The 22,052-nt window shown below is 69.7% G+C and carries 18 protein-coding genes; 10 read left to right on the top strand and 8 right to left on the bottom strand.

Annotated features, from left to right (window positions below):
* Nucleotides 1–22: 22 nt before the first annotated feature.
* The 4 genes from E0500_RS26860 to E0500_RS26845 form a co-directional block, all read right to left on the bottom strand.
* Nucleotides 23–1,069 carry a PfkB family carbohydrate kinase gene (locus E0500_RS26860; protein WP_131557618.1) on the bottom strand — a complete coding sequence of 349 codons (1,047 nt, stop codon included), beginning with the start codon at nucleotides 1,067–1,069 and terminating at the stop codon, nucleotides 23–25.
* Nucleotides 1,066–2,559 (bottom strand): cytosine permease, encoded by a 1,494-nt coding sequence (locus tag E0500_RS26855; protein ID WP_131557620.1) that lies wholly within the window; start codon nucleotides 2,557–2,559, stop codon nucleotides 1,066–1,068. The genes E0500_RS26860 and E0500_RS26855 overlap by 4 nt, the downstream gene beginning before the upstream one ends.
* A 163-nt stretch (nucleotides 2,560–2,722) precedes the next feature.
* Nucleotides 2,723–3,730, bottom strand: coding sequence for an ADP-ribosylglycohydrolase family protein (locus E0500_RS26850; protein WP_131557621.1), 1,008 nt, complete (start codon nucleotides 3,728–3,730; stop codon nucleotides 2,723–2,725).
* 52 nt (nucleotides 3,731–3,782) lie between these two features.
* Nucleotides 3,783–4,505 carry a GntR family transcriptional regulator gene (locus E0500_RS26845; protein ID WP_131557623.1) on the bottom strand — a complete coding sequence of 241 codons (723 nt, stop codon included), beginning with the start codon at nucleotides 4,503–4,505 and terminating at the stop codon, nucleotides 3,783–3,785.
* Nucleotides 4,506–4,830: 325 nt separating this feature from the next.
* Between E0500_RS26845 and E0500_RS26840 the strand changes: the two genes are divergently transcribed.
* The 6 genes from E0500_RS26840 (at nucleotide 4,831) to E0500_RS26815 (ending at nucleotide 12,326) form a co-directional block, all read left to right on the top strand.
* Nucleotides 4,831–5,433, top strand: coding sequence for a 3'-5' exonuclease (locus tag E0500_RS26840; RefSeq protein ID WP_131557625.1), 603 nt, complete (start codon nucleotides 4,831–4,833; stop codon nucleotides 5,431–5,433).
* A gap of 215 nt (nucleotides 5,434–5,648) precedes the next feature.
* Nucleotides 5,649–6,377, top strand: coding sequence for a M23 family metallopeptidase (locus tag E0500_RS26835; RefSeq protein WP_165934810.1), 729 nt, complete (start codon nucleotides 5,649–5,651; stop codon nucleotides 6,375–6,377).
* A 277-nt stretch (nucleotides 6,378–6,654) separates the two neighbouring features.
* Nucleotides 6,655–7,356 carry a response regulator transcription factor gene (locus E0500_RS26830; RefSeq protein ID WP_165934811.1) on the top strand — a complete coding sequence of 234 codons (702 nt, stop codon included), beginning with the start codon at nucleotides 6,655–6,657 and terminating at the stop codon, nucleotides 7,354–7,356.
* Entirely contained in the window at nucleotides 7,353–8,606 is a 1,254-nt protein-coding gene (locus E0500_RS45075) for a sensor histidine kinase (RefSeq protein WP_131557631.1), read from the top strand. The genes E0500_RS26830 and E0500_RS45075 overlap by 4 nt, the downstream gene beginning before the upstream one ends.
* A 115-nt stretch (nucleotides 8,607–8,721) precedes the next feature.
* On the top strand, nucleotides 8,722–9,684 hold the full coding sequence (locus tag E0500_RS26820; protein WP_131557633.1) for a nitronate monooxygenase family protein: 963 nt from the start codon (nucleotides 8,722–8,724) through the stop codon (nucleotides 9,682–9,684).
* 212 nt (nucleotides 9,685–9,896) lie between these two features.
* A complete protein-coding gene (locus E0500_RS26815; protein WP_131557635.1) occupies nucleotides 9,897–12,326 on the top strand; it encodes a SpoIIE family protein phosphatase in 2,430 nt (809 codons plus the stop codon).
* A gap of 90 nt (nucleotides 12,327–12,416) precedes the next feature.
* Here the strand turns inward: E0500_RS26815 and E0500_RS26810 are convergent, their stop codons facing one another.
* Nucleotides 12,417–12,896 carry a carboxymuconolactone decarboxylase family protein gene (locus E0500_RS26810; RefSeq protein ID WP_131557637.1) on the bottom strand — a complete coding sequence of 160 codons (480 nt, stop codon included), beginning with the start codon at nucleotides 12,894–12,896 and terminating at the stop codon, nucleotides 12,417–12,419.
* A gap of 124 nt (nucleotides 12,897–13,020) precedes the next feature.
* On the opposite strand from E0500_RS26810, the gene E0500_RS26805 reads away from it, so the two are divergent.
* Together E0500_RS26805 and E0500_RS26800 are read left to right on the top strand one after the other, a co-directional pair.
* Entirely contained in the window at nucleotides 13,021–14,010 is a 990-nt protein-coding gene (locus E0500_RS26805) for a pirin family protein (RefSeq protein WP_131557639.1), read from the top strand.
* 37 nt (nucleotides 14,011–14,047) lie between these two features.
* Entirely contained in the window at nucleotides 14,048–14,386 is a 339-nt protein-coding gene (locus E0500_RS26800; RefSeq protein WP_131557641.1) for a GNAT family N-acetyltransferase, read from the top strand.
* Nucleotides 14,387–14,480: 94 nt separating this feature from the next.
* On the opposite strand, the gene E0500_RS26795 is transcribed toward E0500_RS26800, so the two are convergent.
* Nucleotides 14,481–16,220 carry a cellulase family glycosylhydrolase gene (locus tag E0500_RS26795; protein WP_131557643.1) on the bottom strand — a complete coding sequence of 580 codons (1,740 nt, stop codon included), beginning with the start codon at nucleotides 16,218–16,220 and terminating at the stop codon, nucleotides 14,481–14,483.
* Between the two features lie 291 nt (nucleotides 16,221–16,511).
* On the opposite strand from E0500_RS26795, the gene E0500_RS26790 reads away from it, so the two are divergent.
* Nucleotides 16,512–17,576, top strand: coding sequence for a substrate-binding domain-containing protein (locus E0500_RS26790; RefSeq protein ID WP_131557645.1), 1,065 nt, complete (start codon nucleotides 16,512–16,514; stop codon nucleotides 17,574–17,576).
* A 252-nt stretch (nucleotides 17,577–17,828) separates the two neighbouring features.
* On the top strand, nucleotides 17,829–19,340 hold the full coding sequence (locus E0500_RS26785) for a glycoside hydrolase family 43 protein (RefSeq protein ID WP_309505150.1): 1,512 nt from the start codon (nucleotides 17,829–17,831) through the stop codon (nucleotides 19,338–19,340).
* 33 nt (nucleotides 19,341–19,373) lie between these two features.
* Here E0500_RS26785 and E0500_RS26780 read toward each other — a convergent pair whose 3' ends face one another.
* The gene (locus tag E0500_RS26780; RefSeq protein WP_131557649.1) at nucleotides 19,374–19,904 is read right to left on the bottom strand and encodes an HPP family protein; all 531 of its coding nucleotides are present in this window, start codon (nucleotides 19,902–19,904) and stop codon (nucleotides 19,374–19,376) included.
* 43 nt (nucleotides 19,905–19,947) lie between these two features.
* Entirely contained in the window at nucleotides 19,948–21,933 is a 1,986-nt protein-coding gene (gene ftsH, locus E0500_RS26775; protein ID WP_131557651.1) for an ATP-dependent zinc metalloprotease FtsH, read from the bottom strand.
* Nucleotides 21,934–22,052 lie beyond the last annotated feature (119 nt).

Here is a 22,052-nt window from a genome sequence, read left to right as displayed (position 1 = left end):
TGGTGCGTGGCGCGCCGGCGGGCTACCGCCGGAGCGCCGACGCCAGCCGTGCCGCTGACGGATCCTGGCCGAGGAAGTCGAGCAGCTCGGCGAGCGTCGGTGCGGTGGCGGGGCCGTGGCGGGTGACCGCGAAGGCCGCCGCGGCGTTGGCGCCCTGTGCGGCGGCGGCCGGGTCCAGCCCGTGGCCGAGGAGGGCCAGGAAGGCTCCCATGTGGGCGTCGCCGGCGCCGTTGCTGTCGACCGCGGTCACCCGGCGGCCCGGGAGGTGCTGGGCCTCGCCGCGGGGCGGGACCAGCCAGCAGCCGTCCGCGTCGGCCCGCAGCAGCACCCCGGTGCCGGAACCCAGCCGGGCGGCGAGCGCGACCGCCGCTTCACGGGCGTCGGCCAGTCCGGTGAGCAACCGTCCTTCACGCTGGTTGCAGCTGATCCAGTCGCAGCGCGCCAGGACGGGTTCCAGCACCTCCTCGGGGATCTCGGCGACCAGCGGACCCGGATCGAGGAAGACCTGGATGTGCTCCGGCAGCCGCTCCACGAGTGAGGCCAGGACCGGGCCGTTGACCGGGTAGGCGAGCCCGTATCCGGAGATCTGCACCATGTCGCCGGGTCGCAGCGCGGCGAGTACGGCCTTGGCGTCGGCCTCGGTCAGCCGGGCCTCCGCCCCGAGGCTGGTGGCGAAGGTGCGCTCGCCACCGTCGTCGACGAGGGCGACGCAGAATCCGGTGTCCGTCTCCGTGACCGGAGACAGCACCAGCTCGACGCCTTCCCGGGCGAGGTCCGTCCGTACCCGGTCACCGAACGGCCCTGTGCCATGGGCGCCCGCGTAGACGGCCGGCATGCCCAGACGGCGGGCGGCGGTAAGGACGTTGAAGCCGCCGCCCGTGGTGAGGGCGGTGTCGCTGGAGATGATGTCGCCGCCGCGTTCGGGCAGTGCGGCCACCCGCATCACCAGATCGACGATGGCGTTGCCGGCCAGGACCAGCCGGGCGCCCGTGACGTCGCCGACGACGCCGTTCTGACCGTTCACGTTCTGACCGCTCACGTTCCAACTGCCTGCGTTCCGACTGCTCATGAGGTCTCCTGCGCGGCCGCAGTGGGAAGTACCTGCTGCTGGGGACGTTGTTCGGACGCCTCCTGGCGGACGGTGCCGTCCAGCCTGCGCAACAGCGCGTAGACGCCGGCCGCGAGCGTCAGGGTCACGACCCATCCGAGCCCGTTGGACCCGATCCAGCTGTGGGCGAGCGGTCCGGAGAACCACACGTCGGTCGCGCTGGTGCTCGCCTCGGTGAACAGCAGGCCCACCACGATGGCCACCGCCCAGGCGATCATCGCGGCCCAGGCGAAACCGCCGCGGAACCAGTAGCGGCTGGAACGTCCGACGTTCATCAGGGCTTCGCTGTCGTAGGACCGGCGAACCATGAGGTCCACCGCGAAGACGCCCACCCAGGCGGTGATCGGCACGGCGAGGAGGGTGAGGAAGGTGATGAACGGGCCGTAGAAGTCCTGGGCGATCAGGATGAAGTAGATCCCGCCCGCGAAGGTGACGACGACGTCCAGGCCGACGGCGAGGGTACGCCGGACCCGTATGCCCAGGGTGATCATGGTGAGTCCGGCCGAGTAGACGGACAGGTGGTTGGAGAGCAGCAGCCCGCCGAAGGCGGCGATGAGGTACGGGATGGACATCCATGAGGGCAGCATCGCGTTGATCGCCGACACCGGGTCGGAGGCGGAGGCGAGGTCCGGCTCACCCGCCGCGAGCAGCGAGCCCAGGGAGATCAGCACGACCAGCGGAATACCGGCGCCGAAGGCCGAGGCGGCCACCAGCCTTCCGCCGGGGACCTTCCGGGGCAGGTAACGGGCGTAGTCGGCGCCCGCGTTGGCCCAGCCGATGCCGGTCCCCGCGGCGATCATGCCGATTCCCACGACCATCGAACTCGCCGGTCCCACCGGCGCGCTGAAGACCTTGTTCCAGTCCACCGTGGCCGCGAGGAAGGCGATCACGATCAGGTTGAGCACGCCGAAGACGTAGGTCGCCCACTTGTTGATCCACATGATGGTGGCGTGCCCGAGACCGCTGATCAGCAGGGTGCAGCCGATGAAGACCAGCAGACACACCACGGTGAGCACGGTGTTCCGCTTGATACCGAAGGCGACGTCGAGCAGCGCCAGCAGGGCGAACGCGGCCGTGGTGGTGTTGATGGTCTCCCAGCCGAGCCGGCTCAGCCAGGTGACCAGCGTGGGGCCCGCGTTGCCCCGCACCCCGAACACCGCCCGGGAGAGGGTGAGCGCGGGCGCTCCGCCCCGCTTGCCGCCGATGCTGAGTGCGCCCACCAGGGCGAAGGAGCCGAAGGAGCCGAGCACGGCCACGATGGCCGCCTGCCAGAAGTTCAGGCCGCGGAAGCTGACGAGCGCCGCGCCGAGCGGCAGGCCGAGGATGCTGATGTTCGCGGCGAACCAGGTCCAGAACATCTGTCCGGCGTGGCCGTGGCGTTCGGTGTCCGGGACCGGCTCGATGCCTCTGGTCTCCACGGTGCCGACGCGGTCGTTCTCTGAAACCGCCATGGTCGTACCTGTCTTTCTCTCCGGTCTCTCCGGTGTCTCAAGTCGATCCGGTCGATCCAGTCGATCCGGTCGATCCAGTCGATCCGGTTGATCCGGTCGATCCGGTTGATCCGGTCTCTTCGGCCGGGAGTGCTCCGGTGCGGGTTGGTGTGCGGGCGTGTGTTCACTCGGCCGGATCGGCGCGCAGTGCGAGCAGAGCGGTGACCATCGGTTCCAGGTCGAGACCGTTGACCGAGCGCAGGGTGGCCAGTGCCTCGGCGGGCAGGCCGGAGGCGCCGCTGATGGCACCGGCGATGGCACCGGCGATGGCACCGATGGTGTCGCAGTCGCCGCCTAGGTTCGCCGCCAGCAGACAGGCCCGCCACGGGTCGCCGTCGGCGAGGGCCAGTACGGCGAAGGCCGCGGGGACCGACTCCTGGCTGGCGACGCTGGTGCCGACCAGATCGCATACGCGGTCCAGGGCCTGCTGCTCGGGCAGACCGCGGACCAGGTCCACGGCCCAGCCGATACGGGCGGCGATATCGGCGCCGGCGACCCAGTGGCCGCGCTCCGCACCGGCCGCGGCCGCCGTGATCGCCGCGTCGAAGGCGTCCTCCAGGTCACCGCCGTCGACGCCCCGGCTCACCGCCGCGGCCACGGCGGCGGCGGAGGCTATGCCGATGGTGGTGTCGTGGGTGACCTGGCACGCCGCCGCGACCTCGTCGAGGAAGTGCTCCAGCGATGTGTGGGAGAAGGCGATGCCGACAGGGGTGATCCGCATGGCCGCGCCGTTGGTGGCGCCGGACTTGCCCGCCTCCTCCGGCGGTACACCGCGGGACACCGCCTCCAAGGCGGCCTTGGTGGAGGGGCCGAGCAGATCGAAGGAGCCCTTGGCCTTCATGTCGCGCTCCCACTCCAGGAGCTCGTGTGCGAACCGCAGCGGGTCGATACGGCCGCCGGACTCGGTGAGCAGCCGGCCGACGATGATGGCTTGGTCGGTGTCGTCCGTGACCGAACCGGCGGGCATTCCGGCACTCACCGGATTGTCCGACGGGCCGGGCTCGAAGCCGGTCACGGTGCCGAACCGGGCGACGATCGACCGCCGGGACATGATCTGGGTGGGCATCCCCAGTGCGTCGCCCATGGCCAGGCCGTACAGGGCGCCAAGGGCGCGGTCATGCTGGTGGTTCATTCGGGCTTCCTGTGAGTGTGAGTGTGCGCGTGTACGTCGGATATGAGCCGGGTCATTCCGGCTGCGGCTGCTCGCCGAAGCCGAGGTGCAACTGGAACCGGGCGGGGTCGAGAAGGCTGGTCACCTGCTCCACGACCCGGCCGTCCGCTCCGCGGCTCACCCGGCGGGTCCTGAGCCAGGTCTCGCCCTCCGGACGGCGGAGCAGCGCCGCCTCGTCGGCGGCAAGCGGCTGTACGCTCGCCCACTCGTCTCCGTGGGTGGCGCGCAGCCCGGCCGCGGCCAGGGTCTTGGTCAGCGAGTCGTCCAGCAGCCCGCGGAGCGGGACGTCGGCCAGAGCCGGGGCCAGCGGAACCCTGCTGCGCTCCAGTGCGACGGGTGTCCCCTCCGGCAGCACGCGCATCCGGTCGAGCACCATGAACTCGGTTTCCTCGACGCCGAGTTCCTCGGCCAGCCGGGCATCGCGCACCGCCTCGAGACGGAGGATCTCGGTGGTGATCCGGGCACCCTGGTCGGCCAGCGCCCTGGTCCATCCAAGCGTGTTGTCCAGCAGGCTGCCGTCGAAGGTGACGAACGAGCCGACACCGGCGTGCGTGGAAATCAGTCCTTGCCTGCTGAGCTCGTCCAGCGCCTGGCGGACGGTGGTCCGGCTGACCTCGAAGCGCCGGGTGAGCGCGTGTTCGCCGGGCAGCCTGCTGCCCGGCTCCAGGGTGCCGCTCTGGATCTCGCGGGCCAGGACACGGGCGATGCGCTGATGCTTGAGGACCTGTTTAGGCATGGCTGGAAGCTAGCCATACATGTCCAGTCTTGTCTAGAGTCAGATGTCTGCAAGGTTCAGCGCCCGCCGGTCGAGGCGCAGTGCACCCTGAGCCCGCTGCGCGTGATGCGTCAACCGGGCCTTCTGCACCATCCCCAGGGCGGGGCGCAGCCCTTGTGCCGCTGCTTGCCGCACAAGGCAATGAAGGCTGTACTCCCCATTAATAAATGGCGGTGATTCTGCGAGGGCAGGCGCAGTGGCCGTGGCGGGAAATCGTCTCTGCCGACGCAAGAGCGTAATGAACAGGGCTAGCCTGTCAGCGACCCACGCCAGAGGGAGACCAATTTTGCACACGTTCGTTCTATTCGACCTGGAATTCACGTCATGGCCGGGGGCACTTGAGCAGGACTGGGGGGCGTCAGGGCAGCTTCGCGAGATTGTGCAGATCGGCGCGCTCCGCCTGCGTGAGGACTTTTCCATCGTCGAGGAGTACGAAGCGCTGGTCCGGCCCACGGCCAATCCACAACTGTCCTCGTACTTCACCGAGCTCACTGGAATCGACCAGGAGACCGTGGACCGTGAAGGGCTCTCCCCGGCAGCCGCACTTGGCGAATTCCTGGGCTTCTGCCGTGGTCAGTCCGTACTCTCTTACGGCAACGACATGGTCGTTCTCGGAGAGAACGTGGGTTGGGTGCGAGCCCGTGGTGAAGAAGTCAAGAACAGCTACCTCGCTGCCCATTTCCTGAATATCCGCCCTTGGCTGAACGCCATCGCACCGACAACGGCGACAGTCAACGTGGGTCGCCTGTGGCAGGTTCTGGGTCTCCCCCGGCCCGCAGCCGGGAAAGAGCATTCGGCACTTTTCGACTGCTATTCCTTCGCGGCGGCCATCAAGCACTTGTGCAGCATCGGGGCCACCTTGCCGGAAGGGTGCCTGCAGCGTTCTTGAGGGTGGCTGTCTACCGGCGATCCGGAATCTGCATCCCACACACCACACCCTGCACCACAACCCCTGTCGTGCGAATTACCGACAGAGCGCACCCTGATCCGGCGACGCCTCCGCTGTCACTCTTGGGCGGCCAACAGATGGACAGACACTTCGGCACCCCTGTCTGTCACCCCCCCCAGGGAGGCTCCATGCGTTCCAGACGCTCACTACGTTCCATGCGGATCCGAGGGCCGAGATCCGCTGCCCACCCCACTGCCCAGCCCGCTGACGGCGCCCGACGCGGCGCACGCCCGGGGCGGCTCGCCCTGGTGCTGACCGCGGCGGTGGCGGCGCTCGCCGCCCTCCTCTCTGTGCCCGCCGCGTCCGCCGCACCGGCCGCGCCGTCGGCGATCGCCGGCTGCGTGGACTGGCCGACCAGCAAGTTCCTGCAGACCCCGCTGACCTCCAAGGCCAACGGCGGCGCGGGCTACGCCTGGCAGAACGGCAGTTACTACGGCGAGGGCTACCACGTCAACTGCAACGCCGCCGGCAACATGAACCAGTACTACGCGCTCGACCTCGGCATGGCCCAGGGCGACGAGGTGCTTGCCCCCGGCGGCCCCGGCACCGTGCTCTACGCCGGTTGGGCCCCGGCCGGCTGGGAGACCTGCGGGCAGTACATCGTCGTGGACCACGGCGGCGGCTACTGGAGCGTGGTGTGCCACCTGAGCAGGATCCTGGTCAGCAAGGGCCAGCAGATCACCGACGCCACCGTCATCGGCCTGGTGGGCGGCACAGGCGGCTTCGCCCCGCATCTGCACTTCTCGCTCATGTACAACGCCAAGCTCACGGCGGCCGGCGGCGTCTACGGCGGCCAGAGCGCCCAGCCGCGCCGTCTGTGGCACCTCGGCTGCGGACAGGGCTACTACGAGTACATCACCAAGGGCCAGAAGGTCTGCTACTGACGAACTGACCACTTCGGGCACCGGCCACCGGGCCGGACTCCGCCACCAAGCCGGTAAGGCTCCGCGCAGCACGGGAAAGACGCCGCGCGGACACCGGGGGCGGAGTCCGGCCCGGCTCTCTGTGCCTCTCCACTTTTCTGCGGCGGGAGGAAGGTAAACAATGACCGCCGATGACCATGACCGTGCCCATGACCCTGCCCATGACCCTGCCCCTGAACATGCCACTGTCGCCCTGGCACCGCCCTCCCGCGTTGGCCCGGCCGCCGAGGACGCCGGCTTGATCACCGTCGCAGTGGTGGACGACCACCCCCTCGCCCGGCACGGCGTCGCCCACATCCTCGGCGCCCCGCCGGGCTCGGGCACGTCGACAGACACCTCCGGAGCCACATCCGGGGCCGTATCCGTCTGCGTGTCCGTGGGATCGCTCGCCGAACTGGAGGACGCGCTGGCGGCCGGTGCGGCCCCCGACGTGATCGTCATGGACCTCTACCTCGACGCGGACACCCCCGCCCTGGACGGGGTCGCGGCGCTCGCCGCCACCACCCGGGTCATGGTGATGTCCGCCTCGGGGCGCCCGGCGGACGTGCTCGGCGCGATTCGGGCCGGTGCCTGCGGCTACGTCACCAAGCACTGCAGCGCGGAGCTGTTCGTGTCGGCGGTGGAGACGGTGGCCGCGGGCGGCTTCTCGCTCTCGGCCGAGCTGGCCGACATCCTCCAGGCCGAGCTGACCCGGGTGGGCGGCGGCCCCGCGGACCCCGGGAGCCCCCGGCTCTCGGCCCGTGAGGAAGAGACGCTGAGCTATGTGGCACGCGGCTTCACCCACGCACAGATCGCTACGCGGCTCGGGGTGCGCAAGACCACCGTGGACACGTACGTCGAGCGGATCCGGGCGAAGCTCCAGGTCGGCAACAAGGCCGAGCTGACCAGGGCCGCGCTGGCCAGGATGCGCCGCGACACCACGGGGCCCGCGCCACTGTGACGACGGCGGAGGAGGGAGCGGACCCCGGGTGTGGCGGGGCCCTGCGCAACGAGCGGATCGTGCTGCGGGCGTATGTCCTTTTCCGGCTCGGCGGGCTGCTCCAGGTGGCCATCGGCGCGGTCGCGACCCACCCGCACTACCGCCCGCTCTGGGCCGGTCTGGCGCTGTGCGCGGCGGTGTTCGCCGAGAGTCTTGCGCTGGTGGCCGTGGCGTTACGGCGCCGCCGGGTGCCACCGCCCGCGCTCGCGGTCGCGGACTCCGCCGTACTGGCCGTAGTCCTGGTGGTGGGTGGCGGGCTGGCCGACCACACGCACGGCTCCACCTGGGCGTACTTCGCGTATCCGTTCAGCTTGCTGGCCAGCATCGGCTTCGGGCTCGTGGTCGAACGGCTGGCGGCCGTGCTCGTACTGGCCGCCGTGCCGGCGAGCGCGTACGCCGCCACCGCCGTGCTCCGGCTCGGCGAACCCATGTGGAACGCGGTCCCCAACGGTGTCCCCTACCTGGCCAACGCGGGCATCGCCTGGGCCGTGGCCCGCGCCCTGCGGCGCACCGGACGGGAGCTGGACGCGGCCACCTCCACCGCGGCCGCCCGAGAAGCGGAACTCGCCGCCGAACGGGAGCGTGTCCGGCACGCCCGCCTGCTGCACGACCGGGTGCTGCAGACCCTGGAGACGCTGGCTCGTACCCCCTGGATCACGGATCCGGGGTTACGGGCCCATGTGCGGGCGGAGGCGGTGTGGCTGCGCGGGTTCGTGCGCGGCGAGCACCCGGCGCCGGGCAGGGCAGGCCCGGACGGCCGACACGGCCCGGACGGCCAGGACGGTACGACGCACCTGGTGCACGGGCTGTCGTCCCTCGCGGAGGACATGGCGCGCGTCGGCCTCGCCGTGGAGCTGAACACCGCCCAACTGCGCAGCGCGGGCCGCCGGGAGGGAGCCGGGGCAGCCGTCCCGGCCCTGGTCGCCGAGGCCCTGGTCGACGCCACCCGGGAGGCCCTGGCCAACGTCCTCCGGCATGCCGGAACCGAACGGGCGGTGGTACGGGCGGAACTGTCCGGGAACGCGGTCCTGGTCAGCGTCCTCGACAACGGCACCGGCTTCGACCCGTCCGCGATGCCGGGCGGCGGCCTGGGCCTGCGCAGCTCCGTACGGGACCGGGTGACGGGTGTCGGCGGCCGGGTACAGGTGGAGTCGGCTCCCGGCACCGGGACGTACGTGGAGATGCGAGTACCGCTGTCCGCTACGGGGTGACAGCGACCGAACTGCTCGAACGCGTCGAGGCAGCGGGCACGTCCTACGCCGCGGCGCAGAGGTTGGTTGCCGCGTTTCTGTACCCGTCCGTCGGACGAAGAGCGAGGATGCGGGCATGGCGTTGTCGACGGCGTTCACAGAGATGTTCGGCGTGCGGTACCCGATCGCGCTCGCTCCGATGGGCGGGTCGGCCGGCGGCGCGCTGACCGCGGCTGTCTCCCGGGCTGGAGGGCTTGGACTGCTCGGCGGCGGATACGGGGATGCGCAGTGGCTCGACCGCGAGCTGCCGATCGTCAGCGAGGGCACCGACAAGCCGTGGGGTGTCGGCTTTCTCACCTGGGCGATCGATGTCGGCGCGGTGGAGCGTGCGCTGGGGCACGGCCCGCGTGCGGTGATGCTGTCCTTCGGCGACCCGAGCCCGTTCGTGGACCTCGTCCGGCAGGCCGGAGTGGCGCTGATCCTCCAGGTCACCGACTTGGAGGAGGCCAGACGTGCGGTGGATCTGGGCGCCGACGTCATCGTGGCCCAGGGCACCGAGGCCGGTGGGCACGGAGCCCGGCGCGGGCGGTCCACCTTGCCGTTCGTGCCCGCCGTGGTGGATCTGGCGGCACCCGTGCCGGTACTGGCGGCCGGTGGGATCGCCGACGGCCGGGGCGTGGCCGCGGCCCTGGTGCTGGGCGCTGCCGGAGCGGTCATCGGCACCCGCTTCCAGGCCACCACCGAGGCCCTGGTCGACCCCTCGATCACCAAGGCGATCCTCGAAGGCGGTGGGCAGGACACCGAGCGCAGCCGCGTGCTGGACATCGCCCGCAGCGCCCGCTGGCCGGAGCAGTACACCGCCCGCACCCTCGGCCATCCCCACCTCGACCGATGGCGCGGCCGGGAGGCCGAACTCGCCGCCGATCCCCAGGCCCATCAGGACTACCAGCACGACGTGGCCCGCGGTGCCGTACCCCCACTGCCGGTCTGGGCCGGCGAGGGCGTCGACCTCATCACCGACCTGGCCCCGGCAGCCGACCTCGTCGCCGCTCTGGCCACTCAGACCGAGGAGGCACTGACCCGGGCGGGACGCCACTGACCCACCCACGCCGGCGCGGTTCCCGCTCCTGTGCCACGCGCCGCGGGTGAAGCCACCGAGCCACGGGTTGTCACTCACAGTCACGCCCATGAGCTCCGCCCTTGCAGCCGTGCGCATGACACCTCACTCTCCCCCACAACCAAACTCGCGACATTTGCGACACTTAACCCGATTGCGTCGATTAAGCAGTTTATGATCAAGGGTGAGGTTTGGTGTCAGACAGGGGGCAGGCCGAGGGGCTGCCGTTCCACGAGCGCGCTGTGACCGGTGTCGGCCTCGTGGCTCAGGGTGCGGCTCTGGTGGCCGCACTGTTCGGCGTGGCGGGCCTGTTCGGCTGGGTCCTCGGCATCGATGTCCTGAGGGGCGTGCTGCCCGGCGTTGCCGGATCCATGAAGCCGAACACCGCCCTGGCGCTGCTGGCGCTGGGACTCTCCCTGGTCATCGCGGCCCGCAGATCCGTGACCGCGCGAATGACCACGGTGGCCCGTACGGCCGCAGTCCTTGCGGCCTTGATCGGTGTGCTCACCATTGTGGAATACGTCACCCAGGCGGACCTGGGCTTCGATCAGCTCCTCTTCCACGACGACACCGTCCAGGTGGCGACAGGGGCGCCCGGACGCATGGCACCGAACACGGCCGTGGCACTGATGCTCGCAGGCGTGGCGTCACTGTGCGCGACCACATTCCGGCTGCCCGCCTGGACGAGTCAGATCCCGGGCCTGGCCGTCCTCGCCCTGGGCATGCTGCGGCTCTACGGCTTCGCCTACGAAGTGCCTGAGCTGGAACGGTTCGGCGGCTACACGGCCATGGCCCTGCACACCGCGCTCGCCCTGGTGCTGGTGGGCCTCGCGGCCTTCCTGACCCGGCCGAACGAAGGCCCTGCGGGACTACTGATGAACGCGGGCACCACGGGAGCACTGGGCCGCAGGCTGCTCGTCACCACCCTGGTCGCTCCGCTGCTGTTGGGCTGGATCGTCCTGGCCGGTGAGGACATCGGTCTGTACGAGACACGTCTGGGCACCGCGCTGCTGGTGTGTGGCCACGTGACCGTGTTCACCGCGGTCATCTTCACGACCTTGAACGTGGGCCGCCGTATCGAGGTGGCGCACGCCCGTGCCGAATGGCAGGTGCGGCAGAACGAACTGGTGCAGGCGTTCATGGACCACACGCCCGCGGTGATGTTCATCAAGGACCTGGACGGTCGCTTCCTTGCAGTGAACACGAGGTTCGAGGAGAGCATGGGCCTGCCCCGGGAACAGATACTGGGGCGCCCGGACCAGGACGTTCTGCCGCCGGACGTGGCGCGTCAGGCGCGGGCCGCCGACCTCGACATGCTGGCACGGGGCACCCCCGTCCAACGGCACGAGCATCTCGACCTGCCGGCGGGCCCGCAGGACTTCCTCGCCGCATTGTTCCCGCTCAACGATCCGTCCGGCGTGCCCTACGCCGTATGCGGTGTGTTCGTCGACATCACCGAACGGGTCGCGGCCCAGCGCGAGGTCCAGCAGGCCAACCAGCGCTTCCTCGCGCTGCTGGAATCCGGACCCGACGCCACCCTCATCACGGACGGCGACGGCACCATCGTCATGGCCAACGCGCAAGTGGAACCACTGTTCGGTCATGCGCCGGCCGGCCTCATCGGCACCAAGGTCGACAATCTGGTACCCGGCCCGCTGCGTCCGCGGCACAACGCGCTTCTGCGCCGGTACCTGCAGCTGCCCGACCCGAAGCCGACGGTGGTGGACAAGGACCTGTACGGGCTGCACAGCGACGGCGCCGAGTTCCCCGTCGAGGCGAGCGTCAGCACCCTCCAGGCCGAACAGGGAACGCTGGTGTTCCTGACCGTGCGGGACATCACCGAACGCAAGAAGGCCGAGGCCGAACGCGCCGAGCGCTACGAGCAGCAACGACGCATCGCCTACACCCTGCAGCACAGCCTCATGGGCGAACCGCCCCTCCTGCCGCACCTGCCCAGCGCCCACCGGTACTTCGCATCCGTCCAGGACCCCGGGGTCGGCGGCGACTGGTTCGACATCATTCCCCTGGACAAGGACCGTACCGGCATCGTCATCGGAGACGTGATGGGCCGGGGCCTCGACGCGGCGGCCGTCATGGGCCAGCTGCGCGCCGCCGCCCACGCACTGGCCCGCACGGGCGTACCACCCGGCCAGCTCATGACCGGGCTGGACGCGTTCGTCAGCGACCTGGCGGACCAGCTCGTCACCTGCTGCTACCTGGTGATCGACCAGGGCACCCGCGAGGTCACCCTGTGCTCGGCCGGACACCCCCCGGTCATCGCACTGAACCCCGAAGGCCCTGCCAGCCGGCTGCAGGCACCGGTCAGCGTGCCGCTGGGCGTCAACGATGCGTCCGGCGGCGAGCCGTACGAGCAGACGACCCATCGGCTGCCGCCGGGCAGCACACTCGCCCTCTACACCGACGGACTGGTCGAGCGACCAGGCACCGACATCGACGTCCAGATCGACGTCCTCGCCCACACCCTCGACGTCACGCTGAAGGGCGCCCCCGCGAACCCGGAGCACCTGGATCACGCCGCAGCCCAGCTCATCGGGACCCTCCTTCCCGACTCGGCCGCCCATGACGACGACGTGACACTGCTCCTGATCGGCGTACCCGAGTGATCCGCGTACCCGAGTGACCGGCGCACCCGAGCGATTGGCGTACCCGAGCGATTGGCGCGGCCGAACTCCGGCAACAACCCCCGGGACCGTCTACTGCGGCCGTACCGGATGCTTGCTCATGATCGAGACGCGGTTGAACGCGTTGATGGTGACCGCCACCCAGATCACGGCGGAGATCTGGTCGTCGGTGAGCACTTCGCGGGCCGTGCTGTAGGCGGTCTCCTGCAGTGCCGCGTCACCGGGGTCGGTGGTCGCCTCCGCGAGTGCGAGCGCCGCGCGTTCGTCCGGGGTGAACAGTTCGGTGTCCCGCCAGGCTGCCAGCACGCCGAGCCGCTGCGCGGTCTCACCCGCGCGCACGGCCGCCCTGGTGTGTACGTTGAGGCAGTAGGCGCAGCCGTTGATCTGCGACACACGCAGATTGACCAGTTCCACGAGCGTCCGGTCGAGCCCCGCCTCGGAGGCGACCGCGCGGACCGCTTCCGAGGTCTGCACCAGTGCGTGGTAGGCGGTGGGGCTCTGCTTGTCGATGAAGATCCGCTGAACCGCGGACCCGGTCGCGTGGGTGCTCAACCTGGGACTCCTCCGGGGCCTGTCCGGCTCCCTCGTCGTGTGGTGTACACCTGTTGGTGCCACTGCCTGTCACACGGCATGATAGTTGAATGTATAACAATTTTCGGGTGGGAGGCGGTCCCCAGTGAGCAATGTCGAAACGAAACCCGTGGAACTGCGGTGCGGCGCAGCGGTGGACGGCGAGCGGCCGGCCGAGGCTGCGCGGGTCGACGTACTGACCCCGCGTGATGTGCCCCTAGGCGGCCCCCGGGCGATGACCGTGCGACGGACTCTGCCGCAGCGGGCCCGGACCCTGATCGGCGCCTGGTGCTTCGCCGATCACTACGGCCCCGACGACGTCTCGGTGACCGGCGGCATGGATGTCGCCCCGCACCCGCACACCGGGCTGCAGACGGTGAGCTGGCTGTTCAGCGGAGAGATCGAGCACCGTGACAGCCTCGGCAGCCACGCCTACGTGCGGCCCGGCGAGCTGAACCTCATGACGGGCGGCTACGGCATCTGCCACTCGGAGGTCTCCACCCCGCGGACCACCATCCTGCACGGCGTCCAGTTGTGGGTGGCCCTGCCGGAGGAACACCGCAACACCGAACGGGACTTCCAGCACTACGCACCCGAGTCCGTACGGATCGACGGGGCCGAGGTCAGGGTCTTCCTCGGCTCCCTCAACGGCCACGTCTCCCCGGTGCGGACCTTCACGCCCCTGCTCGGCGCCGAGATCGTCCTCCAGCCGCGCGCGGCCCTCACGCTCGCCGTGGACCCCGGCTTCGAGCACGGCCTCCTGGTCGACCAGGGAGCGGTACGCCTGGCCGACACCCTGGTCGGCCGCGCGGAGTTGGGCTACGCCCACCCCGGCATCGACACGCTCACGCTGACGAACGAGTCGGACGACGTCGCACGGACGGTCCTGCTCGGCGGAACCCCGTTCGAGGAGGAAATCGTCATGTGGTGGAACTTCATCGGGCGCAGCCATGAGGAAATCGCCAAAGCCCGCGACGACTGGCAGAACTCCTCCGATCGCTTCGGCGCCGTCGAGGGCTATCCGGGCGACCGTCTTCCCGCCCCCGCCCTGCCGAACGCCGTCATCACGCCACGCAGGAACCCACCGCGCGACTGATTCCGACGCGTCATCAACCCCATCTGAAAGGCACCCCATGAGCCAGCATTCCGCCGCTCCGACCGTCGAGCGGGCAGACTCCAGGAACCGCTACGAAATCCTGGTCGACGGCCAGCGCGCCGGACTGACCGCCTACCGCGACCGCGGTGAACAGCGCGTCTTCTTCCACACCGAGGTCGATGACGCCTACGCCGGACAAGGCCTGGCCTCCCGGCTGGTCCAGGAGGCGCTCACCGACGTGCGTGACTCGGGAAAGCGGATCGTGCCCGTCTGCCCATACGTGGCCAAGTTCCTGAAGAAGCACGATGAGTTCGCGGACATCACCGACCCCGTGACACCCGACGTCCTGCAGTGGCTGGAGACGGAACTGGGCTGACCGCTCGCGCACGCCGAGGCCGAGCCGTTGAGATGGTGTCGATGTCGGTATCGATGTCGGTGTCGGTGTCGGTATCGATGTCGGTTCACTGAGGTCAGGCGGTTGTCCCGGTCAGGGTGTCTCCCGTCCTGGTGACGTAATAGGTCACCAGGACGCCGCTCCAGAAGTGGAAGGTGAGCGTGACCCGGGAGCCGTCCCTCAGCGAGTTGGCGAAGTCGGGGGTCAGCTTGATGGAGTCGCCGGTGTACGCCGAGAACGCGGTGTCCCACTGCTGATAGGGAGTCCAGCTCGCTGGGCCCGCGTTGCTTCCGTCGTCGTACCTGGCCTCCATCGTCGCCAGCATGTCGCCCCGGAACCGGGTGGGGATGGTCATGCCGCCGCTGGTGGTCCCGGAGGCGTTCGACAGGACCGGTGTGTCATATGTGATCACGTCGATCCGCCATGGCACACCGCGGGAGAACCCGGCCTCCAGCGTCGCGTTGACTCCGTACGTCCGGTCGCCGGCCAGCTCGGTGAGGGCGGTGGCCGTCAGGGTGAGCTGGTTGCCGGAGACGGTGTAGTCCCTGCCCTGCACGAGGTTGCGGGAGCCGTGCCGCAGTCCCTGGAAGTCGGTGCCGTTCGGGTTGAGCGTGAGCGTCTGGTTTGTGACGGCGCCCGACTTCGGCAGGAACAGCAGGTCGCTGGCGGCGGTGCCCGAACGCGTGGTCCAGCTCGACTTGATCTGGGCGAAGAGCTCCGGATCCCGCCATTGCAGGGTGTTGCGGTTCAGGAACTGACCGGCGTCCCACAGCATGGTGGTGAGCTGCCGCTCACGGGCGTAGTTGCCCAGGAACTCGAAGTACTTGCGCTGCTCGCCCCGCTCGATGATGCCGGGGCGGTTGTGGTCGTAGGCGAGCAGGGCGTACTCACCGATGACGACCGGGATGCCGTGCGCGACGAAGGTGTTGTAGACGCGGTCGAACGTCTCGGTGAGGTCCTTCTCCGAGGTGGCGTCGAACCGGGTGTATCCGGCGATGTTCACGCTGAACGGCCACCATCCGTAGAAGTGGACGGTCGTGACCACCATGGGATCACGCAGAGCGGTGAGGTGGGCGGCCAGCGCATCGAGCCGCCCTTGGTCGGCATTCGTGTAGAGGGTGGGCAGGACCAGCAGCCGGTCGCTGTTGCCGCCTCCGGAGGCGCGGACGATCCGGTGGAAGGCGGCGTTGAGCTCGTCCAGCAGCCGGTAGTTCTGGTCGTCTCCGGAAGTGCCACTGAATGTTGGTTCGTTGATGCTCTCGAACACCAGCTTCGACGGCTTGTCCCGGAACTCCGCCGCGATCTGGGTCCAGGTGGCGGTGTACCGGGCGAGGACGGCGTCGTGATCCGCCGAGAGGTTGTTGACCCACATCCACGAGTCGTGATGCATGTTGATCATCACGTACAGGTCTTCGTCCAGCGCCCAGTCGACGACCTGCCGCACCTTCCCCATCCAGGCCGGGTCGATCGCGTAGTCGGGTGCGGCACCCTGGTGGACGCCCCAGGTGACGGGCAGTCGGATGCTCCTGAACCCCTCCGACTTGACCTTCCTGAGGAGTTCCCTGGTCACGGGTGGGTTGCCCCAGGACGTCTCGTCGGGGATGGCGTCATAGGTATTGCCCAGATTCCAGCCTGGCTGCATGGCCGCCACCGCGGCGCGGGCGGCAGGGGCACTGGGCGGGGGCGGGTCGGCTGCCCGGGCAGTGGCCGGCAGCAGCGGAAGCAGGCATACCGCCAGGAGCAGTGCCGTGAGTCCCGGCACGAACCGCGGTAACCAGCGTCCGCGGCGAAAGAAGCTTGACCGTCTCCTCGTCATCACGTGCACCTTCCGGCTCGTGGGCGGCACGGACCCGGCAGGGCCCTGCCAGACACTTCGACACGTGGCCGGCCTCAAGTCGGCCATGAATCCGCTGAGAACCCGATGAAAACCCGTTGAAAAACCCGATGAAGATGGAAACTTTCTCTGCTCGCGGTCGGAGAAAGTAACATGACGATATGTCAGACACCACAGGTTCGTCAGCACGAGATGCGAGACTTGCCGTCGGGCACACCCACGCGGCACTGTTCAACGAGCTCTCGCCCTCACGGCTGTTGGGCAGGCTGTTCGATGACCGGGAAGGCGACCTTGGCGGACAACGCAGCTGACGGACCGGCGAACCACGAGAGCGACCGAAGCGACTCGTCCAGGCCGGTGACCATCGCGTACATCGCCGAGTCGGCGGGGGTGTCGGTCCCGACCGTGTCCAAGGTGATCAACGGCAAGTCGGGGGTTTCCGCGGACACCCGCGCCAAAGTCGAGGAACTGGTCAACCGATACGGCTATCGCAAGCCCAGCGGTGCCAACCGGAGCAACGTCGTGGAGCTGGTGTTCCGCGAGCTCAAGGACATGTGGGCCGTGGAGATCATCCGGGGTGTGGAGCGGGTGGCCCGCCGGCACCGCGTGGGCCTCATGGTGTCCGAGTTCGGCCTGCACGACGCCACTCCGACCTGGGACGACACCGTCTCCCGGCGCCCCAACTGCGTTCTGTCCGTGGCCCAGCTCTCCGCGGGCGAGCGGGAGCAACTCAGGGCGAAGGGCATCCCGTTCGTCGTCTTCGACCCGACCACGGAGCTGCCGGACGACGTCCCGTTCGTGGGCGCCACGAACTGGTCCGGCGGCCGGGCCGCGACCCGCCACCTCACCGAGCTCGGGCACCGCCGCATCGCGATGATCAGCGGACCTCAGGACGTGCTCTGCTGCTGCGCCCGGCTGGACGGGTACCGCTCCGCTGTGCGGGCCGCGGGCCTGCCGGTCGATCCCGAACTCGTCGCGCACACGGAACTCACCCGCGAGGACGGCTGTGCGGCGGCGCGTTCCCTGCTCGCCCTGCCCGAGCGTCCAACAGCGATCTTCACCGCCAACGACCTCCAGGCGCTCGGCGTGTACCAGGCGGCACGCGAGGCCGGCCTGCGCATCCCCGATGATCTCAGTGTGGTCGGTTTCGACGACCTGCCGGTCGTGGCCTGGGTGGACCCGCCGCTGACCACCGTCCACCAGCCCTTGACCGAGATGGCCGTGGCGGCCACGGAGTTGGCGCTCACCCTCGGTCGGGGCGAGGCGGCGCCCCAGGTCGGCTTGGAGATCGCGACGACTCTGACGGTCCGGGCCAGCACGGCACCCCTCAAGGACTGAGATCGCAAGGCAGGTCTCCCTGTCTTACCGGCTACAGCCGGGGTGCGTCCGCGTCGGCCCGCGCCGGGAGGGGGACCTGTGCGGCCATTGACCCCATGCATGGCCATGGCTACCCTCCGCCAGAGAAACTATCTGATACATCGTTCGAAAGTTTCGAGTTCCCGTCAGGTCAGGTGCTTGCCCCCGATTGCTCGTGGCCCCTGGTCACAGTGCCCCAGCCTTGTGGTCGAACCAGCGAAAGGACTCGACAGAGTGCCGAGCACGTCCGAGACCGGCAACACCTTCAACAACCCCGTGATCCCCGGCTTCCACCCCGATCCGAGCATCTGCCGGGCAGGCGCGGACTACTACCTGGCGTGCTCCAGCTTCGAATACTTCCCCGGCGTGCCCGTCTTCCACAGCCGGGATCTGGTGCACTGGACCCAGATCGGCAACGCGCTGGACCGGCCGAGCCAACTGCGCCTGCCGCCCGGCACGCCCTCCTCGGGAGGGATCTACGCACCCACACTGCGCCACCACGAAGGGCGGTTCTGGCTGATCGTCACCAACGTGAGCGGCGACGGCAATCTGCTGCTCACGGCCACCGACCCGGCCGGCCCCTGGTCCGACCCGGTCCGGCTGCCCGGAGTCCACGGCATCGACCCGGATCTCGCCTGGGACGACGACGGCAACTGCTGGTGCACCTACGCCGGAGTCGGACAGGTCCGCATCGACCCCCACACCGGGGAGACACTCGGTCCGCCACGCCGGCTCTGGTCGGGTGCCCCCGGCGCCAAGGCCCCTGAAGCACCGCATCTGCATCGGATCGGCGACTACTGGTACCTGCTCATCGCCGAGGGCGGTACCGAGCGGGGTCACGCCGTCTCGATCGCCCGCGGCCGGACACCCACCGGCCCCTTCGAGCCGTGCCCGGCCAATCCGATCCTGACCCACCGCGGCACCGACCACCCCATCCAGAACACCGGCCACGCCGACCTGGTCCAGGCACCCGACGGTTCATGGTGGATGGTGCTGCTCGGTGTACGGCCGCAGGGTGGGACTCCCGGCTGGCACGTACTCGGCCGGGAGACGTTCCTGGTGCCGGTCGACTGGGTCGACGGCTGGCCGGTCGTCGGCGAACTGTCCCCCGTCATGCCCGCTCCCCCTTGGCCGTTGCAGCACCCCGCAGAGACGCCGGGCCGGGACGACTTCGACCTGAGCGAGCTGGCCCCGTACTGGATCTCGCCGCGTCACCGCTCCGCGCAGGACTGCACCACGAAGGAACAGCCCGGCCGACTGACCCTGCGCGCCCGCGGCGGATCGCTCGACGAGACCGACGTGACGTTCGTCGGCCGACGGCAGCAACATCTGTCCTGCCGGGTACGAGCCCTGGTCGACACGGCGGAAGGACAGGGCGGCCTGGCCGTCCGCCTGGACGAGCAGCACCACTACGACATCGAGGCCTCGCCCACGGAAGTACGGGTACGCGCCCGTGTCGGCCCCTTGAACACGGTCGTGGCGTCCCGGCCCGCAGCCTCCGGACCCGTGATCCTCCGTGTCGACCTGACCGCCGCAGGCACGGTGAAGGACGCACGCACCGGTCCCGACACCATCGCGATCGGCGTCGAGGAGCCGGACGGCACATTCGTCGAGCTCACGTCGCTGGACGGTCGGTACCTGTCGACGGAGGTCGCCGGTGGGTTCACCGGCCGGGTCATCGGCATGTTCGCCTCGGCCGGGTCCGTTCACTTCGACTGGTTCCACTACGAGCCGCTCGACGACTGAGCCGGCGGAGACGCACACGGCTGTGTCCGCTCGTCAGGGCACCGCCGTGCCTCGGTAGCCACGCGGGGGCGAGAGACCGGGCAGCACCGTGGGCGGGGCCTGCGGCCGTGTGTCGGCGGGTTCCCTCTGCGCCGGACGACCGGCGAGGGCCGCGACGATGTCGGCTGCGGTCAGCACCCCGGCGAGACGCCCGTCCTCCTTCAGCACCGGGAGGGCGTCGGCTTCGGTGTAGCTCATGATGTCGGCCGCGTGGCGTACGGTCTGCTCCACGTGGACGTGCGCCGGTCTGTGGCCGGGCAGGAGTTGGTCCACGCGCAGCCCGGACAGCGAAGCGGCCGGTGTCGCGCAGGCCACCGCCACCTCGGCACGGTCCAGCAGGCCGGCACAGCGGCCGTCCTGACGCACGACCGGGAGGTGACGGGAGCCGGAACGCTCCAGCAGCTCCCAGGCCACGAGCACGGTTTCGTCGACTGCGATCGTGACCACAGCGGTGCGCATCACGACGGCGACCGTCCGCGCCAGGACCTCCTGCTCGTCGGGAACCGTCCCTGGCTGCTGTTCCATGGTCGCCTCCAGCCTCACTCCTGTTCGGGGGCGTCACCGCGCGTCACGGGGAGGGAGTCGGTTTCCCTGCCGCGGCGGGGTAGTGGCCGCCGGGCCGCTGTTGCTGCTGTTGCCGTTGCTCTTGGTGTTGCTGTTGTCGGAGTACGTCGAGGACCACGGACCCGTCGACGGTCTCGCGGACGGTGAGCAGTTCGGCCAGGGCATCCAGGGCCTTGCGGTGGTCGCGCAGCAGGGCCACGGCGCGTTCCTCGGCCTGGCGCACCAGGCGGGCCGTCTCCTCGTCGACGATGCGCTGGGTCTGCTCCGAGTAGGGCCGCCGCAGCGGGTCCTCGGTGCTCTCGCCGCCGAGGTAGCGGGGGGCGCCGGAGCCGTACCCGATGGGGCCGAGGGTCGGGGACAGGCCGAACTCACGGACCATGCGGCTGGCGATCTGGGTGGCGCCGGCGAGATCGTCGGCGGCGCCGGTCGAGCCTTCGCCGAAGACGACCAGCTCGGCGGCCCGTCCGCCGAGCCGGACGGTGAGCAGGTCGGTCAGATAGCTCTCGCTGTACAGGTGCCGTTCGACTTCGGGGAGTTGCTCGGTGGCGCCCAGCGCGGGCCCGGAGGGAAGGATGGTGACCTTGGCGACCGGGTCGGCGTGCTCGCACAGGGCCGCCATGAGCGCGTGTCCTGATTCGTGGACGGCGACGGAGTGGCGTTCCTCGGGGAGCAGGGCGTTGGTGGACTCCCGCCGGCCCAGCAGGAGCCGGTCGCGGGCGTCGTCGAGGTTCTGGGCGTCGATGACGGCACCGCCGGCCCGGACGGCGTTGATGGCCGCTTCGTTGACCAGGTTGGCGAGGTCGGCGCCGGAGAAGCCGGGTGTGGCCCGGGCGACGGTGTCCCAGTCGACATCGGGTGCCAGGGTCTTGCCGCGGGCGTGGACGGTCAGGATCGCCGCCCGCTCCGTCTGGTTGGGCAGCGGTACCGTCACGTGCCGGTCGAAGCGGCCGGGGCGCAGCAGGGCGGGGTCGAGGCTCTCGGGCTGGTTGGTCGCGGCCAGCACCACGATGCCGCTGGCCTGGTCGAAGCCGTCCATCTCGGCAAGGAGCTGGTTGAGGGTCTGCTCGCGCTCGTCATTGCCGCCCAGCCGGGCGGCCCCGCCGCGTCGGCTGCCGACGGCGTCGATCTCGTCGATGAAGATGATCGAGGGGGCCCGTTTGCGCGCCTCGGCGAACAGGTCGCGCACCCGGGAGGCCCCCACCCCGACGAACATCTCCACGAACCCGGAGCCGGTCACCGACAGGAACGGCACCTGTGCCTCGCCGGCCACCGCACGGGCGATGAGCGTCTTGCCGGTGCCGGGCGGCCCCACCATGATCACGCCACGGGGGCCTTTGGCTCCCGCGACCGCATAGCGCTCGGGGTTGCGCAGGAAGTCGACGATCTCGCTGATCTCCTGTTTGACGCCCTGATAGCCGGCGACGTCGTCGAAGCGGTTGGTCGGCCGTTCGGTCTCGATGATCTTGGCGCGGGACCGCCCGATGGCGCTGAGCCCCCCGCTCATCGTCTGGGCCGCGCGGCGCCCGGCCCAGACGAAGAAGCCGACGATGAGCAGCAGCGGCAGGAACAGCACCAGCAGTGCCCCGAGGGGGCTGCCGTTGCTGTTCTGGGAGGCGGTGATCTGCACGTGCTTGGACTCCAGCTGCTGTTCGAGGCGGCTGTTGTCCAGGGCGGTGGGTATCCGCGTGGTGAACTTCGTACCGTTCTTGAGATCTCCCTTGATGGCGCCCTTGTCGTTGATGTCGACGGCCTTGACCTGGCCGCTGGTCACCTTGCCGACGAAGGTGCTGTACGGGAGCGATGTGCCCTGCCGGGGTGAGGGGGCCTGCATCAGGATCGCGAGCAGCAGGGCCAGCGTGGCCAGGGGCAGCAGCCAGCGCCTCCAGGAGGGCGACGAGGCGGGCGCCGACGGCTTCGGTGGCTCGCGGGGAGGCCCCGCTTTGGCCGAGCGTGACAGGTGGCGGCCCGGCAGAAGGACTGATGTGATCACGGACGGCTCCCTCTGCGGAAGGACGGACCTCGGGCGAGGCCGTTCCCGGAATGCGAAGGGACGCGGATCGCGGGTGGGCTCCTGCTTCAGGGATCAACACCCCTCCACCACTGTCCATT

Origin of the sequence: Streptomyces sp. KM273126 (assembly GCF_004337435.2) — a bacterium.
Lineage (GTDB): Bacteria > Actinomycetota > Actinomycetes > Streptomycetales > Streptomycetaceae > Streptomyces > Streptomyces acidicola.
The sequence above is the reverse complement of the archived record's forward strand: the minus strand, read 5'-3'. Positions and strand labels throughout refer to the sequence as shown.

What these genes read in the sequence shown, in the direction of transcription:
- E0500_RS26845 (WP_131557623.1), bottom strand. Translation starts at nt 4,505, where the DNA reads ATGCCTAAACAGGTCCTCAAGCATCAGCGCATCGCCCGTGTCCTGGCC.
- E0500_RS26850 (WP_131557621.1), bottom strand. Translation starts at nt 3,730, where the DNA reads ATGAACCACCAGCATGACCGCGCCCTTGGCGCCCTGTACGGCCTGGCC.
- E0500_RS26795 (WP_131557643.1), bottom strand. Translation starts at nt 16,220, where the DNA reads ATGACGAGGAGACGGTCAAGCTTCTTTCGCCGCGGACGCTGGTTACCG.
- E0500_RS26800 (WP_131557641.1), top strand. Translation starts at nt 14,048, where the DNA reads ATGAGCCAGCATTCCGCCGCTCCGACCGTCGAGCGGGCAGACTCCAGG.
- E0500_RS26835 (WP_165934810.1), top strand. Translation starts at nt 5,649, where the DNA reads ATGCGGATCCGAGGGCCGAGATCCGCTGCCCACCCCACTGCCCAGCCC.
- E0500_RS26820 (WP_131557633.1), top strand. Translation starts at nt 8,722, where the DNA reads ATGGCGTTGTCGACGGCGTTCACAGAGATGTTCGGCGTGCGGTACCCG.
- E0500_RS26860 (WP_131557618.1), bottom strand. Translation starts at nt 1,069, where the DNA reads ATGAGCAGTCGGAACGCAGGCAGTTGGAACGTGAGCGGTCAGAACGTG.
- E0500_RS26790 (WP_131557645.1), top strand. Translation starts at nt 16,512, where the DNA reads ATGACCGGGAAGGCGACCTTGGCGGACAACGCAGCTGACGGACCGGCG.
- E0500_RS26855 (WP_131557620.1), bottom strand. Translation starts at nt 2,559, where the DNA reads ATGGCGGTTTCAGAGAACGACCGCGTCGGCACCGTGGAGACCAGAGGC.
- E0500_RS26780 (WP_131557649.1), bottom strand. Translation starts at nt 19,904, where the DNA reads ATGGAACAGCAGCCAGGGACGGTTCCCGACGAGCAGGAGGTCCTGGCG.